This is a genomic window from Nocardiopsis coralliicola (assembly GCF_054779695.1).
Genome location: NZ_BAAGXT010000007.1, coordinates 158,835 through 177,113 on the forward strand (window position 1 = coordinate 158,835; position 18,279 = coordinate 177,113).

9 protein-coding genes and 1 CRISPR repeat array are annotated in these 18,279 nt (G+C 75.2%); of the genes, 6 read left to right on the forward strand and 3 right to left on the reverse strand.

Annotated features, from left to right (window positions below; translation table 11 throughout):
- Positions 1-710: 710 nt before the first annotated feature.
- Complete coding sequence (locus ACYVGT_RS08175) at positions 711-1,742, reverse strand: GNAT family N-acetyltransferase (RefSeq protein ID WP_460855838.1); 1,032 nt, start codon at positions 1,740-1,742, stop codon at positions 711-713.
- Positions 1,743-2,877: 1,135 nt separating this feature from the next.
- A complete protein-coding gene (locus tag ACYVGT_RS08180) occupies positions 2,878-4,440 on the reverse strand; it encodes a GDSL-type esterase/lipase family protein (protein ID WP_460855839.1) in 1,563 nt (520 codons plus the stop codon).
- Positions 4,441-4,540: 100 nt separating this feature from the next.
- On the opposite strand from ACYVGT_RS08180, the gene ACYVGT_RS08185 reads away from it, so the two are divergent.
- Both ACYVGT_RS08185 and ACYVGT_RS08190 read left to right on the forward strand, forming a co-directional pair.
- Positions 4,541-5,446 (forward strand): hypothetical protein, encoded by a 906-nt coding sequence (locus ACYVGT_RS08185; RefSeq protein WP_460855840.1) that lies wholly within the window; start codon positions 4,541-4,543, stop codon positions 5,444-5,446.
- Between the two features lie 212 nt (positions 5,447-5,658).
- Positions 5,659-8,358, forward strand: coding sequence for a glycosyltransferase family 4 protein (locus tag ACYVGT_RS08190; protein WP_460855841.1), 2,700 nt, complete (start codon positions 5,659-5,661; stop codon positions 8,356-8,358).
- A gap of 69 nt (positions 8,359-8,427) precedes the next feature.
- Here ACYVGT_RS08190 and ACYVGT_RS08195 read toward each other — a convergent pair whose 3' ends face one another.
- On the reverse strand, positions 8,428-8,946 hold the full coding sequence (locus ACYVGT_RS08195) for an NADPH-dependent FMN reductase (RefSeq protein ID WP_460855842.1): 519 nt from the start codon (positions 8,944-8,946) through the stop codon (positions 8,428-8,430).
- Positions 8,947-9,571: 625 nt separating this feature from the next.
- On the opposite strand from ACYVGT_RS08195, the gene nagA reads away from it, so the two are divergent.
- The 4 genes from nagA to ACYVGT_RS08215 form a co-directional block, all read left to right on the forward strand.
- Positions 9,572-10,732, forward strand: coding sequence for an N-acetylglucosamine-6-phosphate deacetylase (nagA, locus tag ACYVGT_RS08200; protein WP_460855843.1), 1,161 nt, complete (start codon positions 9,572-9,574; stop codon positions 10,730-10,732).
- Between the two features lie 342 nt (positions 10,733-11,074).
- Positions 11,075-11,344: a CRISPR direct-repeat array (repeat unit 25 nt; unit sequence GCAGCTCCCGCGCATGCGGGAATGG).
- Positions 11,345-12,168: 824 nt separating this feature from the next.
- Positions 12,169-13,569 (forward strand): MFS transporter, encoded by a 1,401-nt coding sequence (locus ACYVGT_RS08205; RefSeq protein ID WP_460855844.1) that lies wholly within the window; start codon positions 12,169-12,171, stop codon positions 13,567-13,569.
- Positions 13,570-13,692: 123 nt separating this feature from the next.
- Positions 13,693-16,230 carry a glycosyltransferase family 4 protein gene (locus ACYVGT_RS08210; protein WP_460855845.1) on the forward strand — a complete coding sequence of 846 codons (2,538 nt, stop codon included), beginning with the start codon at positions 13,693-13,695 and terminating at the stop codon, positions 16,228-16,230.
- Positions 16,231-16,337: 107 nt separating this feature from the next.
- A partial coding sequence (locus ACYVGT_RS08215) for a stealth family protein (protein ID WP_460855846.1) occupies positions 16,338-18,279 on the forward strand: 1,942 nt, incomplete at its 3' end.

Below are 18,279 nucleotides of genomic sequence, written 5' to 3' on the forward strand. Positions count from 1 at the left end.
TCGGCGGCGGCGAGTGCCCGCACGTCCCATGCCCCCTCGTCCCGGACCTCGTCCGGAACCTCGGCCATCGAGCGGGCAAGGACGCACACGTGCAGCGGATGCCGCCGGCTCCCCCGGTCCCGTCCCCGATCTGCCTGCGCAGCTCGCGGACGGCACCGCGCCGCCCTCGACGGTGATGCAGCTACACCGGCGCGCCGAGCCGCGCCGGTCTCAGGTCATTGACCATCGGCGGCTCCTTCGCCCGGTCGAGAGGAGCGCCCCTCCGCGGCGTCGCGGTAGCGGGCGCCGGCGCGGCAGGCCCCGGCCGGGCCCCGACGGCCCCATGCCCCGCCGAACGCGACCGGTCCCATCCGCGGCGCGGAATGCCCGCCGTGCGAGCAGGGACGCCCGGACGACCACCGAGCTGCCGCGCCGGTTCCGGCCGTCCGGCCCCGGCCAGCGGCGAACACCCGGCTCTCTCGGCCCGGCGCAGGCAGGGCCCGCAGACCGGTGCCTGCTGCACACCGGCTCCGCGCGCTCCGCCGCAGCACGGGCGGGCACCTCGGGGCGCCGCGGCGGCGCGCAGCCGCCGCCCGGCCGGCTTCCGGAGCGTGCGCAGCCAGAGGCGGACGCGCCCGCGCGGCGGGAGGTGCAGCGCTGCGGCGCGAGGGGCTCCGGCCGAACGGATGCGCGGGTGAACGGGGTCGGCGGCCGCGGGCCGACCGCCCGGATCAGCCCCGTTCGGGGCCGCGGCAGAGGCGGTGGTCGACTTCGACCGGCTGGAAGCCGAAGCCGCGGTTGATGTGCTGCATGGGGGTGTTGCCGCGGGCGGTCCACGTGTGCACGCGGCGCCGCTGCGGGTGGTCCACCCAGAGGCGGGCGAGGTTGACGGCCTTCAGCGCCGCGCCCAGACCCCGCCCGCGGTGGGCGTCCAGCACCAATGTGCCGCCCTGGTAGACGTCGGTGACGCTGTGCTCGGGCACGAACAGCTCGCTGAACGCCACCGCCGCGCCCTCCGCGGTCCGCGCCAGCGCGGTGATGGCCGTGACCCGGCGGCGCGCCATCCGCTCCTCCACCGCGCGCACGGTCGCCTCGTCCCAGGCGCGCGGCTCCAGCCCCGGCTCGGTGCCGGGCACGGTGCGGTCGGTCGCGGTGCGCATCATCGCCAGCGCCGCCGCCTGGCCGTCCGGGCACGGGCCCGACCAGGCGTCGACCCGGTAGCCGGCGCGCAGCGGCGCCCGCTCGCCGGCGGTACGCGCGACTGCGGTCGGATCGGCCGGCAGCTCCAGGACGAGCCGGTCCTCCCGGTGCACGCCGCGGAACCCGTGCGCAGCGGCGAACCGCACCCCGGGATGGGCCTCGGCGCCGCCCGAGAGCGGCACGTGCGCCTCGGCGAGCAGGGTGGTGCGGCCGGAGTCCGCGGCGACCTTGTCCGCGTGCGCCAGCAGCGCCGACCCGTGGCCGCGCCGCCGGTGCTCGGCGGGGACGCTGACCTCGACCTCGGCGGCCCCGGTCGGGCCGGACACCCCGCCGGAGCGGCCGACCAGGCCCACCATCAGCGCGCCGACGGCCTCGCCGCACTCCTTCGCCACCCAGGCCTCGCGCGGCTCCTCCGAGCCGGTGTCCCGCAGCGCCGCCCGCAGCTCCGGAAAGGCGGCCAGCCCGGGCCGGTCCCGCCCTTCGGCGGCGCCTGCCCGCCACACCCGGTACCAGGAGCGGACCGCGGCATCGTCGAACGGGTCGACGCGCTCGATGCTCGGCATGGCACTCCCCCGTGTGCTCCCGCTTGCGCTGCCCCCGTTATCCCGCACCCCGCCCCGCCCCGGCAACCGCGGCACGGCCCTGTACAGAACCCCGGATCCGGCAGACCGGAACCCTCGGTGCGGTGCGGCGCGCCCCGGCCGCGCTTCGCAGCGGTACGCGGTCCGTCGCGCCGGCGGGGGATGCTCCCGCGCAGGTCCGCAGGCGCGCGGTCCCCTCTCCGGCGCCGCGCACGCGGGTCCACGCACAGGGGCGCCGCGGTGAGCGCATACGCGGACGGCCACCGCGGCGCCCGCCGGGACTCCCGGGTTCTTCGCCGCGCCGGTGCGCGTGGTGAACGGGGCCATCCCCCGCATCCGCGCGGCGCACGGACCACCATCCTCGCCCACCCGGACCGGCCCGGTCCACTCACTGCTCGCCGGCCGCTGCCCCCCCCCCCCCCCCCCGCGGGACTCTCTGACGGCGGTCGCGGAGGCCGCGCCCCGCCGGTCGCTCCGCCTCCGCGGGGCACACGCCCGAACGGCGCCGGGCCGGCCGCTTCACGGTCCACTCGCGCGCTCGCGGGGCGCACGCGCCCTGTTCGCGAGAGGAAGGCGACAGAACCGGCCCATCCCGCGCCGCCGGGCTCACTCGATGCCTGGGCGGGCCGATCGCCGGTGCACGGTCCATCTCCGCTCGCTGGCTCATGCGCCGGCCGGCGCGCCGACCGGGGTCCTGCGCGGTCCGCTTCCGCGCACACGGGGCACGGTTCGCCGGTACAGGTGGGCGCGAACGGCCACGTTCCATCGCTCCGATCGGCGTGCGAGGCCCGAGCGGTTCATCCCCGCCGCTTCCGGGGCTCGCCCGCTCCGGTACGCGGAGTACGCGCCATGGGTGGGTCCATCACCACGCACACGGGCCACTCGTTCACCTCGCGCCGACCATGAAGGGTCCGCGGTCCATCTCATCCGCGCCGGTCAGCGCGCGAGGCGCCGTCCCCTTCCGCCGGACGCCCCGCCGGTTGCGGCGGCCGTGCTCCTGACGCCGCTGCCGGTGTCGGGCTGCACGGCCGAGCCTGCCGGCGGCGAGAGACGCGGCGGATCCGCTCCACGCGCTTCCCCGGGCCCGCAGCGAGGGTGCCGGGCCCGGTCGCCCCGGTCAGCTGTCCGGGATGAACTCCACCGTCTCCGAATAGTCGCCCTGGATGTAGTCGTGGTGGGCGCGGACGGCGTACTCGGCCGGGCGGGTGGTGGAGATCGGCCAGGAGGTGCCGTCGACGATCTCGGCGGTGGACCAGCCGGTGCCGTCGGCGGGGCCGTCGGAGTCGGCGGGGCGGCAGTCCTGCTGCCCCTCGGCGCACTCCAGGGGCCGCCACAGGACCTCGTAGTGACCGGCGCCGTCGGCCTTGTCCCAGGTGAGGGCGGGGCGCCCGCCCTCGGTGCCGACCTCCAGGCCCTCGGGGGCCGGCGGCGGGCCGGCGTCGACGGTGATCCGCACCTTCTCCGACGCCTTGCCGGCCGCGCGGTCCTTGTACGGGCGCACCGCGAACTCGTAGGTGGCGCCGCTGAGCAGCTGTTCGGCCGACGCCGTGCGCCGCTCGGAGCCTTCGCCCGCCACTTCGGCGGGCAGCGCGACCTGCTCGTCGGGGTCGGGGTCGATGCGCTGCTGCAGCACCTCGTAGCGCGTCGCGCCGGACACCGGGTCCCAGCTCAGTTCGACTTCGCCGCCGCCGGCGTCCTCGGCGCGCACCTCCGGCGCGCTGCGCGGGCCGGCCAGCACCTCGGGCAGCGGGCGCGGGTACCGCTCGCCGAGCGCGAGCTGGTCGGCGAGCGTGTCGGCGAACGCGGCCGCGATCTTCAGCTCGCCGCGCGCGTTGGGGTGCGTGCTGTCCCAGTTGTCCTCGGCCGGCGCGTAGTCGGCCGCGGTGTTCGCGACGACGACCGGCGCGCCGCCCTCGCTTAGCCCGGCAGCCAGCTCCGGCAGCATCTCGTTGAAGGACATCGCCTCGCCGTTGACGAACTCGTCGCGGCCGGTCCCCCAGGACGGCGTCACCTCGCCGAGCACGATCTGCATGTCGCCGTCGGCGACCCGGGCGGCGTCCACCGCGTCGCGGAGCGACTCCAGCGCCTCGGCGGCGGTGTGGTCGTTCGCGAAGTCGTTGGCGCCGACCATCAGCAGCAGGTAGTGCGGCTGATACTCGGCGACGTGCGCCCCGATGCCGTCGGCCACGTTGCCGGCCGTGGACCCCCACACCCCCGCGTGGTCGGTGTCGAAGTCGGGGTCGGCGTAGTCGGTGTCGCCGAACTCACCGCTGTGCACGTCGAGCATCTCGTCGTAGGGGCCCACGAAGTCCACGTCGGCCCCGGTGTCGAGCAGGTGCTGGTAGAGCCGGTAGCGCCAGGTGTAGTCGCCGGTGCTGCCCTGCACGATGGAGTCGCCGGCGATCATGATCCGCGCCGTGCCCTCCGGCGGCGTGCCGGACGCCGAGGGCGGCGCGGTGCCGTCGCCGCCGGGCTCGGCGGTCCGGAAGGTGCCGCCGAAGGCCTGGATCAGGACGAGGGTGACGCACATGGCGGCGATCGCGATGCCGGTGAGGCCCAGGGCTCCGGGCTGGAAGCGCCCGCCGGCGGTGCCCGCGGTGCGGCGGGGCGGTCGGGGAAGGCGCCGCTGAAGCTGCTTCAGCCGCTGCAGGAGCCTCTGGAGGGGCGGGCGGATGTCCACGTCGGGGGTCGCGCTCTTTCGTCCGGGCCGGGTCGTCGGTCCAGACTAGAACTCGTTATATATACAGAGTCAACCGCTCACCGCTGGAAAGGCGGTCCCCGTGACCGGACTGATCGTGGCCCTCCTCGCCGCGGCCGTCTACTCGATCGGCCTCGCCATCGAGCAGCGCGCGCTGCACCGGGCCCCCGCGATCGGCGTGCGCCGCCCGCTCCATCTCGCCCGCACCCTGCTGGGCAACCGGCGGTGGCTGGCCGGGTGCGGCCTCGCCGCGGCCGGCAGCCTCGGCCTGGTGATCGCGCTCGGCCTCGCGCCGGTCTCGGTGGTGCAGCCGGCCTACGCGGGCGGCATCGCGGTCATGCTGCTCGGCACGGCGCTCGTGCTCGGCGATCCGATCTCGCGCGGGGAGAAGGCCGCCCTCACCCTGATGCCCGCGGCGCTCCTGCTGCTCAGCCTCTCCCTCGGCGACGGCGGCTCCACCGGCACCGTGCCCGACCTGCCGTGGCTGCTCGGGGTGAGCGCCGGAACCGTGGTGCTGTGCGTCGCGGCCGTGACTCTGGGGTCCGGCGGCGGCCGCACTCTGGGCGCCGCCGCGCTCGGCGCGGCGGCCGGGCTGTCCCAGGGCGTCGCCGGACTGCAGGGCAAGGCACTGGGCGGGCTCCTCGCCGACGAAGGGCTCCCCGCCGCGATCCCGGCCGCCCTCGCCTCGCCCTACCCCTACCTCTACGCGGCCGGGTGGGCGGTCGGCATCGTGCTCTTCCAGACCTCGATGCAGCGCGCCCGCGCGTCGATCACGGCGCCGGTCGCCAACGTCACCGGCAACGTGTTCACCGTGGTGCTGGGGACGCTGATCTTCAGCGAGCCGCTGCCCGACGACCCGGTCCGGCTCGCCCTGCGCATTGCCGGGTTCGCGCTGACCCTGCTGGTCGTGGTCCTGGTCCGCGGCACCACCGCCCAGGCCGAGGCCGACACCGCCCGGCTGCGCTCCGCGGACTCGTCCGCCTCCTGAACAGCGGCCGGCAGTCCTTTCCCAGCACCGGTATGCGCCCGATCTCCGGAAAGTGCCTCTCGGCCGCCTCCGCACGGGTTCGCGGAGATCCGGGCGGACACGCCGCCGCAGCAGGGTGGCCGCCCGCCTCCATCCCGGCCGGTGAAGATCGTCAGGACCGGGCGCCTGCCGGCGGCCCAGAGGTGCAACCGGGAAACGGGATGGAGCGGCGAGTGGCTGACAAACCGCGCCTCGCGGTGATTGTCGCGAACGGCATCACCGGTGATTCACGCGTGCAGAAGGTCGCGATTGCGGCCGCTCGGGACGGCTGGGACGTCACGCTGATCGGCCGGGCGTCCGGGAAGCACCGCGAAGAGAGCCGGATCGGCGACGTCCGCGTACTGCGCGTCCCCGTCCCCCGCGGATGCGGCGCCGAGAGCGCGCCGGCCCGCCGGCGGCGGTGGTCGGCCGTCCTGGCCCGGGCCGCCCTGCGCGGGCGCACCGACCGCGCGGCCCTCCGGCGCGGCCTGGACCGGCACCGGGCGTGGATGCGCGAGCAGTCGGTCCAGCTGGGCTGGACCTACGGCGCCGGGCTGTCCGGCACCGCCAGGAGGAGCGCCATCCGAGCCCGCACCCACGTCGTGAAACGGCTGCACCGGATCGACCGCAGGATGTGGGAGTGGGGCGCCGGGCAGCTCGGGGACTTCGGCGACTGGCGCCGCGACATGCCCGTCGTGCTCGACTTCGACGCCGCGTTCGGGGCCGTCCTGGACGACGTGGCGCCGGACGTGATCCACGCCAACGACGTGCTGATGATCGGCGTCGGCGCGCGGTCGGCGGCCCGGCTCCGCGCGCGCGGACGCCCGTGCGCCTCGGTGTACGACGCCCACGAGTACGTCAGCCGGGTCGCCTGGGGCACTCCGGCCAAAGGGCGTGCGCTGCGTGCCCTGGAACGGGAGTTCATCGGGCGGTCCGACGCCGTTGCAACGGTCTCCCCGGAGCTCGCGGAGCTGATCCGCGCCGAGTCCGGACTGGCCCGGCAGCCGCTGGCCGTACGGAACACGCCCGTCGCCGAAGCCGTGGCGGGCGGAGCGGCGGACGGCGGAGTCCGCGCGGCCTGCGGAGTCGGCCCCCGCACACCGCTGATCGTCTACAGCGGCTGGCTCGACCCCTGCAAGGGGGTCGCCACCGCAGTCGAGGCGCTTCCGCTCCTGCCCGGGGTCCGCCTCGCCCTGGTGACCGCCGACGCCTCTCCCGGGCTGGCCGGCCTGCTGCAGCGGGCCAGGGAGCTGGAGGTCGACGACCGGGTGCACGTGACCGGCTACGTCCCGGTCCCGCAGGTGCCCGACCACCTGTCAACGGCCGACCTCGGCATCATCTGCTCCCGCCCCGAGCCGAACTGCGAGATCTCCCTTCCGACGAAGCTCACCGAGTACCTGCATGCGCGGCTGCCCGTCGTGGCGAGCGACGTGGGCAGCCTGGGACGGTTCGTCGGCGAGCACGGCGTCGGCGAGGTGTTCCGGCCGCAGGACCCGGTTTCGTTCGCGGCGGCGGTGCGCCGGGCCCTGCAGGCGCGGGACCCGCTGCGGAGCGCGATCGGAGAGCCGCTTCTCAAGGAGCTCTCCTGGGAGCACCAGAGCACCGGGCTGCTCGCGCTGTACCGGGAGCTGTCCGGCCGGACCCCGCCGGTCCCCCAGCGGCCCTGTCCGTGGGACAGCTCCGAAGAGGGGCTGTCCTCGGACCGTGCTGCCGCGCCCGTACCGGGAGGGCCGGCGGCTTCCGCTGCGGGCCAGGAGGGACCGCAGGCGCCTCCGCCGCCGTGGCCGCCGCTGGGCGGCACCCCGGTGCGGCTGGGCCTGGGCCCGGTGAACAGCGCGGGCCAGCTCTCCGCGGTTGCCGCGGCCGCGGCGCAGCGGCTGGCCGGCGTCTCGGTGGAGGTGTTCGCGGAGACCAGCCCCGGCCGCCCGGCCGTCCACCCGGTGGACGTGACGGTCGACGCCCGGCAGCTGGGCGACCCGGCCGTGCAGCTGGAGTGCATCCGACGCGCCCTGGGCCGCTACAGCCACCTGCTCGCCGACTCGTTCCGCCCGGTCTTCGGCCTGGCCTGGGGCGACTCGATCGAGACCGACCTGCCGGTCCTGCGCGACGCCGGGATCTCGGTGGGCCTGCTGGCGCACGGCAGCGATCTCCGCGACCCGGTCCGGCACCTGGACCGCTTCCCGCACTCGCACTACCGCGACGCACCGCCAGAGGCCTTGGACGCCCTGACCCGCGCCTCCCAGCGCAACCGAAGGATCGCGGAGCGCTCCGGGCTGCCGCTCTACGTGACGACGCCCGACCTGCTCGACGAGGTACCGGGCGCCCGCTGGCTCCCACTCGCGGTCGACGTCGACGCCTGGCGCTGCGCCCTGCCGCTGATGGAGCGCCGCCGCCCGGTGGTGCTGCACGCACCCTCCCGCCAGTGGACGAAGGGCACCGCTCGGGTACTGCCCGTCCTGGAGGAGCTGCACCGCCGCGGCGCCATCGAGTTCCGGCTGGTCGAAGGGGCCGCGCGGGAGACGATGCGCCGTGAAGTGCACGATGCCGACGTCGTGGTCGACCAGTTCGGCATCGGCTCCTACGGGGTACTCGCCTGCGAGGCCATGGCGGCGGGCAAGCCGGTCGCCTGCTTCGTCAGCGGCGCAGTGCGGGACGCGCTTCCCGAACCGCCGCCGCTGGTCTTCGCCACCTCCGACACGCTCGGCTCCGCGCTGGAAGAGCTGGTGTCCGATCGCGAGCGGGCCCGCAGAATCGGCGCCGAGGCGGAGCGGTACGCGCGGACCTATCACGACGGCACCGCCTCGGCCGCAGCTCTCGCGCCGTTCCTCGGCGTCGAACCGCCCGCCCCCGCCCATACCGCCGGACCGCGCGAGTACGTGCTTGCAGCGGAATAGCCGGACATACGCCGGGCCGCGCCGGGCTGGCGGAGCGCTCCGCCGGCCCGGCGCGGCCCGGTTCGGAACTCAGGCGGAGACGGCGACCGCCTGGCCGAGGGCAGCGGCGGCGATCTCGGCCCACGCGTCGACGACGGGCTCCGGCGCGGACAGCTCGGTGTCGGCGAGCAGCAGCGCCGGCTCGACCACCCAGGCGCCGAGGTCGGAGAGCAGCACGCGCAGGTCCTCCTCGATGTTGCGGCCGTTGCGCAGGTCGGGGACCGCGGCGACCGGCACGGCCACGGCGCGGCCCAGCCCCAGCTCGGGCAGCCGGTCGAGGAAGACCTTGAGCAGGCCGGTGTAGGAGCCGTGCACCTGCGGCGTAGCGACGACGAGGACATCGGAGGCGGCAGCGCCCTCGACGGCATCGGCAACGTCGCGGCCGGTGTCGGCGGCCAGCAGCGCCGGGCCGAGGCGCGCCAGGTCGATGGCAGTGGCGTCGCCGTCGAGGCCGGCCCGCTCGGTCAGGGCGCGGGCGGCGGAGACGGCGGCGGCGGCGAGCGCGGAGTCGGGGCGGAGGTCGGCGACGAGCACGGTGATACGGGTCATGTGAGTCTCCAGTGCGGGGCGGCCGGGCAGCCGCAGTTCGCTGAGGATCGGCGCGGCGCGGTCGGTGCGCGCGGTCCGGCGTGGGTCGGGGACCGGTCGGACGTCGCGCTCGCCTGGACTGGCGACGAGCACAGCCCGTCTGGGGAGACGCAGCGGAAGGACGACCGGTGGCGGGCGCGGGAGCGCGGAAACGGCACTCCGCGGGGCGCGGGGAGGGATTCCCCCTACGACACCTCTAGCGAGGACACAGGGCGCTGGCCTGCTGCCGGAGATCGACATGCAGGCGCTGGACAAGCAGCTCACCGGCGGTCATGCACCCCATCATGAGACGGCGGGGCGCTATGGTCAATGCGTGGCGGGAGGAAATGTCGCGGGCCGGCCGGTCGGCGGCGGCCTCCCGCTGCGGCCGATCATCCCCCGTCGGCGCGCGTCCCGATCCAGCCGCTCACTGGCCTCCGTGCGGGGCTGCCTGCAGCGGCGGGGTTCGCACACCGCTCAGACGGGGACCATCCGGGCGGCACCGCGGGAATGACCGCGGCCGCGGCCCTCGGCCGCGGACAGCGGTGTGGCATCGGGCACAGCCCCCCGCCCGGGGCGGGGGCCGGACGAGAGGACGCGCGCGCACATGGCCGGCGAGACGACCACCCTGACCAACGCACGGCTGCTCACCGAGACGGGTTTCCGCACCGGCTGGCTGCGTACCGAGGGGACGCGGATCCGCGCACTGGGCACCGGGGAGCCGCCGGAGAGCGCCGCGGCGGGCACCGCCGTCGACGCCGGCGGCCGCACGGTCCTGCCGGGGGCGGTCGACATCCACGTGCACGGCGGCGCGGGAGCCTCGTTCAGCGACGCCGACCCGGAGCGGCTCCGCGCCGTTGCCGAGTTCGGCCGCTCCCAGGGCACCACCACGATGGTCGCCGGGCTCGTCACGGCGGCGCCGGAGTCCCTGCTGCAGCAGGTGGCGGCCGTCGCCGACCTTGCCGACGCGGGTGAGGTGGCCGGCGCCTTCCTCGAGGGGCCGTGGATCTCCCCGGCCAAGCACGGCGCCCACGACCCGGCGCTGCTGCGCGAGCCGGACACGGCGGAGTTCGCGGCGCTGCTGAAGGCCGCACGCGGCCACCTCCGGATGATCACCGTGGCGCCGGAGCTGCCGGGCGCGCTCGAACTGGTGCGGGCCGCCGTCTCCGAGGGCGTCACCGTGGCCGTGGGCCACACCGAGGCGACCTACGACGAGGCGCGCGCCGCCTTCGATGCGGGAGCGACCGTCGCCACCCACCTGTACAACGCGATGCGCCCGTTCAACCACCGCGAGCCGGGCCCGATCGGTGCGGCGCTGACCGATGAGCGGGTCACCGTGGAGCTCATCAACGACGGCGTGCACGTCCACGCCGGTGCGGTGCGGCTCGCCGTAGACGCCGCCGGCGCCGACCGGATCGCCCTGGTCACCGACGCCATGTCGGCCACCGGCCTCGGCGACGGCCGGTACACGCTCGGCGACCTGCCCGTCACGGTGCAGGACGGCCGGGCGCTGCTCGACGACGGCACCATCGCCAGCAGCACCATCGTCCTCGCCGACGCGATCCGCCGCACCACCCGCCTCCTCGGACCCGACGCCCTGGCGGCCGCCGCTCGCTCCGCCTCCGCTGTCCCCGCCCGCGCCCTCGGCCTCTCCGGCATCGGCACCCTCACCCCGGGCCACCGCGCCGACCTGCTGATCCTCGACGACGACCTCACCACCGCCGGCGTCCTCCACCGCGGCCACTGGGCCCGCCCGCTCCCCGCCTGACCGTTGGCAGCCGCAACCCGGCCGCCCCGGACCGTGCGCAGCACGCCGCGCGCCATCCCTGGCCGAATCGGCCCGTCTCCGTATCCGCGGAGCCGGGCCGCAGCCCCATCGCATTCGCGGCCGCCAACCCGTCAGCCGGTGCCGCGCCGGAGTGGGCCCGGTGCACAGAACGGACGAGACCCGCGCCGGCGCCGGCCCCGCGGATTGCCACACGTCCCGCGCCGGGCGGAAGAACGGACGCCGGAGAGACCGAGAGCTGTCAGCTCCAGCGCGATGTGGCCACATTCCGGCGGTACGCAATACCATCCAGATAACGCCACACGTTCCCACAGGTCAGCGCTTGCAGCTCCCGCGCATGCGGGAATGGACCGTCATGCGGCCTCCTGCGTCGCGAGCCACGCGCGCAGCTCCCGCGCATGCGGGAATGGACCGGCTTGCCGTCAGCAGTCGACGCCGGTCCTCCTGCAGCTCCCGCGCATGCGGGAATGGACCGCAGCCCGTCCGCGTGGACCCACCACAGGCGGGGCAGCTCCCGCGCATGCGGGAATGGGCCTCGCTCGGCCGGTTCCTAAACTCCCGGCGCGCGGCAGCTCCCGCGCATGCGGGAATGGCCCGGCAAGGATGTTGTTGCGGGAATGGACCGCCCGGTGCCCGCCGGGCTTTCGTCACGTCTGGACAGCTCCGCGCATGCGGGAATGGGGCGCCATAGCGCTCGGCGAGGTCGGCCAGCGGGCGGCAACTCCCGCGTGTGCGCAATGGGCCGAAGTCAATGTCCCCCAACCGCATTCGGGGAGACCAGCAGCCCCAGTGGCCAGCAGCCCGAGGGCATTGTCAACCCTTCACGCGCAGGGAACCTCGCACGAAGGGCGTCGGTGCCACACTCGAGGAACGAGCCCAGTGCGGGGCACGTCTCGCGTAGACGGAAGAGCGGGCGCCGGATAGGCCAAGACCTACCGGACCTGAGCGCGATGTGGCCACAATCCGGCGGTACGCAATATCATCCAGATAACGCCACACGTTCCCACAGGTCAGCGCTTGCAGCTCCCGCGAATGCGGGAATGGCCTGTCGTTCTCACCGAACCACTCCCACGCCTCCTGGCAGCTCCCGCGCATGCGGGAATGGGCCGGGTGGGGAACGCGTCGGGACCCGCGTCGACGCGCAGCTCCCGCGCATGCGGGAATGGACCGTCGCGCTGAGGGCGCTTCTCGATGCCGGTCACGCAGCTCCCGCGGATGCGGGAATGGGCCGGTGCCCGGTGCGGCAGCCAGTGGGTCGATGGCGCAGGGCGCGAGCGGGGGCCTCCGGGCGCGTGCCGGGCACCGGGACGGGGGCTCGACACACCGCCCATCGTTACGGAACGTCGTTTTTCGGACACTATCGGCGATAATGTCTGATGGCGCCGTGTCTGGCGGCGCGGTGGACGAGAGGCGGCACCGTGAGCGCGAGCGACGGATCCCCGAAGGGGCACGTTCCCCAGCCCCGGCGGCCGGTCAATCTGACCGACCGGTCGAAGGTGCGCAAGGCGGTGTTCGCCTCGGCGCTGGGGAACGCGACCGAGTGGTACGACTTCGGCGTCTACAGCTACCTCGCCGCCACGATCGGCGCGCTGTTCTATCCGTCGGCGTCGGCCGGCGGGCAGCTCATCGCCACGTTCACCACGTTCGCGGCGGCGTTCCTGATCCGGCCGATCGGCGGGCTGTTCTTCGGTCCGCTGGGCGACCGGATCGGGCGCAAGCGCGTGCTGGCGACCACGATGCTGATGATGTCGGTCGGCACGGCGGCCATCGGCGTCCTGCCGGTGTACGAGAGCATCGGCATCTTTGCGCCGATCCTGCTGCTGCTCTCCCGCATGGTGCAGGGGTTCTCCACGGGCGGCGAGTACGGCGGTGCCACCACCTTCATCGGCGAGTACGCGCCCGACCGCCGCCGCGGCTTCCTCGCCTCCTGGCTGGAGTTCGGCACCGTGTGCGGCTACGTCGGCGGCGCGACCGTCGTCACAGTGCTCACCGTGGCGCTGAGCGACAGCCAGATGGCCGACTGGGGCTGGCGAATCCCGTTCCTGCTGGCGCTGCCGCTCGGCCTGATCGGCCTCTACATCCGGCTCCGCCTGGAGGAGACGCCGGCGTTCGCCACCGCCACCGACACCTTCCAGGAGCAGAAGCCGGGGCCGCTCGCCCAGCTCAAGCAGACCTTCCAGGGCCACCTGGCCGCCGTCGCGCTCTGCGTCGGCCTGGTGCTGGTGTTCAACGTCAACAACTACACGCTGACCGCCTACATGCCGACCTACCTCACCGAGAACCTCGGCTTCACCAGCACCCACGGCCTGCTCATCACGCTGGCCGCAATGGGAGCGATGCTGCTGCTGGTCACCGTCATGGGCCGGATCAGCGACCACGTCGGCCGCAGACCGGTCCTGATGTCGGGCTGCCTGCTCACCGTGCTCGGCGCGGTACCGGCGTTCTGGCTGCTGCAGCAGGGCGTGGCGGGCGCCGTCGCCGGCTGCCTCCTGCTGGCCCTGATCCTGGTGCACTTCTCCGGTGTGGTGCCGTCGTCGCTGCCGGCGCTGTTCCCGACGAAGGTCCGCTACGGCGCGCTGGCGATCTCGTTCAACGTGTCGGTGTCGCTGTTCGGCGGCACCACGCCGCTGATGGCGGAGTCGCTGGTGCAGGCGACCGGCAGTCTGTACGCCCCGGCGGCGCTGCTCATCGTCGCCGGCCTGATCGGCGGCATCGCGGTCACCCGGATGCCCGAATCGGCGGGCCGCCCGCTCCCGGGCGCGCACCCGCACGCGACCGACGCCGAGGAAGCGCGCCGCCTCGCCGCCAACTCCGCCTAACCCGGACGAACCGGTACGCACCCGGGCAGCGCAGGCGCGGCGGCGTGTCAAAGGCTGCCGCCGCGCGCCGGGTGCAACCCTGGTCAGCGGCTGGTCCGAGCGCTGCCGGGGGGATGCGCCACCATGAAGATCGCCTATCTCGCGCACGACATCTACGGAATCGGCGGCACCGTCCGCACGGTCCTCAACCAGGCCGCCGCACTCGCGGACCGGCACACGGTGGAAGTGGTGTCGGTGTTCCGGCACCGCGACGAGCCGGCGCTGCCCGCCGACCCGCGGATCCGGCTGGTGCCGCTCGTGGACCTGCGCGTCCCGGCACCGGAGGAGACCGGTACGCAAGAACGCCGGCTGCACGAGGGCGAGCCGCGCGCCGGCCTCCCGTCGGCGGTGATGCTGAGCTCGGAGCGGGGCGGGGGCCGCGCCTACAGCCTGCTCACCGACGACCGGCTCGGCGCCTACCTGGCCGGCACCGACGCCGACGTGGTCGTCGCCACCCGGCCCGGCCTCATCGCCGCGCTGGTCGCTCTCGGCCCGGACCGGCTCCTCAAGGTCGGCCAGGAGCACCTCACCTACGACATGCACAGCCCTGAGCTGCGCGCCGCCCTCGCCGAGGTGTGTACCGGCCTGGACGCGCTCACCACCGTCACCGAGGCCGACGCCGCCCGCTACCGCGAGGAGATGGCGCTGCCCGGGCTGCGCGTGCTGTGCATCCCGAACAGCGTGCCGGCGCCGCGCATCACCGCGGCCGGCGCGGAGAGCCGCACCATCGTCGCCGGCGGCCGCCTGGTCACGGTGAAGCGCTACGACCTGCTGATCGACGCGTTCGCCCGGGTGCTGCCGGACTTCCCCGACTGGCGGCTGCTGATCTACGGCAAGGGCAAGCAGCGCGACGCCCTGCAGCGCCGCATCGCCGCCCGCGGCGCCGCCGACTCCATCCGGCTGATGGGCACCCACGAGCGGATGGAGGAGGCGTGGGCGCTCGGCGCGTTCGCGGCTTCGGCGTCGCGCTGGGAGCCGTTCGGCATGACCCTGGTCGAGGCCATGCGCTCGGGCCTTCCGGTGGTGAGCACCGACTGCCCGTCCGGGCCTGCCGAGATCATCGACCACGGCCGCGACGGACTGCTGGTGTCCAGCGGCGACGCCGCCGCCCTCGCCGACGGCCTGCGCCGGCTGATGTCCGCCCCTGAGGAACTCTCCCGGATGGGTGCGGCTGCCCTGGTGGCGTCCCGGCGGTACGCGCCGCAGGTGATCGGCCGCCGGCACGAGGAGCTGTTCGAGAAGCTCGGCGCGCCCGCGGCTCCCTCCCGGTCGGCGCGCCCGCCCGCCCCGAACCCGGCGGCCGGCTGCGACGTGGCGGCCCGCACCGACGGCGCCGTGGTGCTCACGCCGCGCGGCACCGCCGCGCCGGTGCTTGCCGGGCCGCGCGGAGCCCGGGTGCCGCTCGACCTGGACGATTCGGGCGGCGTGCTCGTCGATCCGGCCGACCACCGCCTCGTGCCCGGCCGCTGGACGCTGGTCGGCGCCGACACCACCGCCACCGCACCGGGGAACGGGGGCGAACCGCCCGCCGAGCACCCCTGCCCCGCCGGCCTCATCGACCTGCGCGACCAGCAGTCCCGCGACGACGGGGCCGGCGGCGTCGCGGCGGTGCTGCCGCACCGCGGCCGCAGCGGCGAGCTGCACCTGACCGTGCGCCGCGCCCGCGGCCACGCCGAGGTGGACCGGATCGCCGCGGAGGACGGCCGGCTGTCGCTGCGCGGCCGGGTACTCGGCCCGGTCCCCGGGGGCGGCGCGGGAGCACAGCTGGTCCTGACCCTCCGCGGTTCTGACGTCTCTGCGGCGGTCGAGACCGCAGTGGCCTGCGGCATCACCGAAGACGGCGCCTTCGCGGCATCGGTGGACGGCGCCGCGGCCGCCGCCCTGCACCTGCCGCGCGAGCAGGGGCGGCACCACATCTGGGACGTCGCCCTGCGCACCCGGGACGGCCGCGACCACCCGGTCGGCCGGCTCCTGGACGGCCCTTTCGGCCATGCCGGCACCACCGTGCACGGCGGCGCCGTCTACGCGAGCGGCGCCCGGCGCACGCGCGTCCGGCCCGCGTTCACCGGGGCCGACGCGCTCGTCCTGCACACCGAGAACCTCGGCACCGGCGGGCCGCCCGCGCTCCTCGGCGCGGTGCTCACCGGCGCCGAGCTCACCTGGGGCGCGGTGCCCGGCAGCAGCCGCCCGGTGCTGCACCTGTCCGCGGCGACCCGCAGCAAAGGGATCGCGGAGCTCGCCCTGTTCGCCCGGCTGGCCGACGCGACCGGCCGCTATGTCGACGTTCCGCTGCGCACCCGCAGGGAGGGCCCGGACAGCAGGGAGAGCCGCATCGACGGCGTGCTGCCGATGGCCGGGCCCGGAGCACCGCCGGTCGGCGCGTGGACGCTGGTGCTCTGCTCATCCGACGCGACCGGGACGGCTGAAGTGACCGTCCCGGCCCGGGTTCGGGTGCCCCCGCGGCGCACCTGGCGCGGTCCGCTGCCGGTGCGGGCGGCCGCCGAGCGGCGCCGCGGCGGCGACCCGGTGGTCACCGTCGACCCCGTCGACGTGGGTGCTGCCCTGCGGCGGCGGCGCCGTGCGGCGGTGGGCCGCCTCCGGCGTGTTCTCCACCGCGGGTGAGCGAGGCGGTGCAACGGTAGAGCAGAGCAGGACCGTGGGCCCCGCGTCCCCCCGACCGGGTCCATCGGAGGAGCCAAGCGCTGTGCGATGCATTGGGGGGACACACGGTGACGAGTAGTTGGACCGCTTTGCGCGGAATCGCCCGGAACGCCGCCCGCGCCGTTCTGGAGCGGACCCCGGAGGACGTGCTCGCCGTACCCAACCGGGTGCTCTACCGGCGGCTGCTGGACGACCCGGACCTGGAGCTGGTGCGCCACCACGGGCGGCTGGTCATCGCGCGGCGGCACACCGGCCCGATGTCGTCGGAGGCGTTCGCCCAGCAGGCGCTGGACGCCTGCGTCGCCGTCCTGGAAGCGGCCGGCATCCCCTATTTCCTGGTGAAGGGGCGCGACCACGGCGGCTTCAGCATCGGCGTCTCGCGCGGCCAGCGCCGCCGCATCGTGGAGCTCCTCATCGGCGCGCACGCCGACCGGGGGCTGTACGGGATGGCGGTCGGGGCCCGCCGCGACTACCTGCGGCCGCTGGCGGCGCGCGGCGCCCTGGAGCGGCTGTCCCGCGCCGACGCGGTGCTGGTCGGCTCCTTCGCCACCGGCGACGGCCAGCACGCCGCGATCGGCCCCGAGCACGGCTGCACCGTCGAGTTCTGGCGCTCGGGCGCGTCCGCGCTGGACACCGAATCCGGGCAGGCGCTGCTCTCCCGGCTCAAGGTAGTGGCGCCGGAGACCACACTGCGCGGCGCCCTGGTCGCGCCGCGGCAGAACATGGTGAGCGAGATCGTGCCGGCCGAGGAGCGCGAGGCGCGCAGCACCGAGATCCGCGGCCGCCGCTACACCACGTTCGACTGCTTCCTGCGGCCGCTGCCGGAGGAGGCGCACTTCCCGGTCGACGCCGTCTACACCTGGGTCGACGGGGACGACCCCGAGTGGCAGGCCAAGCGCGACCGCCACCTGGGCGGCAGCGGGGAGCTCAACCCGACGTCGGCGTCGAGCTCCCGCTACACCGCCCGCGACGAGCTGCGCTACTCGCTGCGGTCGCTGGAGATGTACGCGGGGTTCGTGCGCGACGTCTACATCGTCACCGACGGCCAGTGCCCGCCGTGGCTGCGCGCCACCGCCCGGCAAGTGCAGGCGCGCACCGGCCGCCGGGTGCGGGTGGTCGACCACAAGGAGATCTTCGCCGACCCCTCGGTGCTGCCGGTGTTCAACTCGCACGCCATCGAGACGCAGCTGCACCACATCGAGGGCCTCAGCGAGCACTACATCTACCTCAACGACGACATGTTCTTCGGCCGGCACACGACGCCGACGACCTTCTTCCACCCGAACGGGATCGCGAAGGTGTTCCCGTCGCCGTTCCAGTTCGGGCTGGGCGCGCCGCTGCTGGACGATCAGCCGGTGGACGTCGCGGCGAAGAACAACCGGCGGCTGCTGGCGGCGGACTTCCCGGCGTTTCCCACGCACAAGTTCAAGCACGCCCCCTATCCGCAGCTGCGGTCGGTGCTGGAGGAGCTGGAGGCGCACTATCCGGCGGAGTTCGCGCGCACGGCGGCGTCCCGCTTCCGCCGGCCGGAGGACATCGCGGTGGCGTCGTCGCTGCACCACACCTACGCGCTGCTGACCGGGCGGGCGGTGCCGTCCAAGGTCCGCTCGGCCTACGTGAACCTGGCCGACCGGGAGGGGCTGGCGGGCGCGTTCGCCGCGCTGCTGCACAACCGGCACCCCGAGACCATCTGCACGAACGACACGTCGCCGGTGGAGGACGAGGAGTACACGGCCCGCCAGCTGCGCGCGTTCCTGGACGCCTACTTCCCGTTCCCGAGCTCGCTGGAGCTGGACCGGGTGCCGGACGACGCCGCGATGGACGGCACCCGGTCCGCACCGGCGGAGCTCGGGGCGGAAGCGGCCGAAGCGGCTGAGGCGGCCCAGGCGGCGCGCTCACTGGGCGGCCGGCGCACCGGCGCGGTCCCCCGGCCGCGCCGCTCTGCCCGCCACTCCCGCCGGCAGGCCGACCGCGACCGCGCCTTCGAGGCCGGCCATGCCGCCGGTGTCG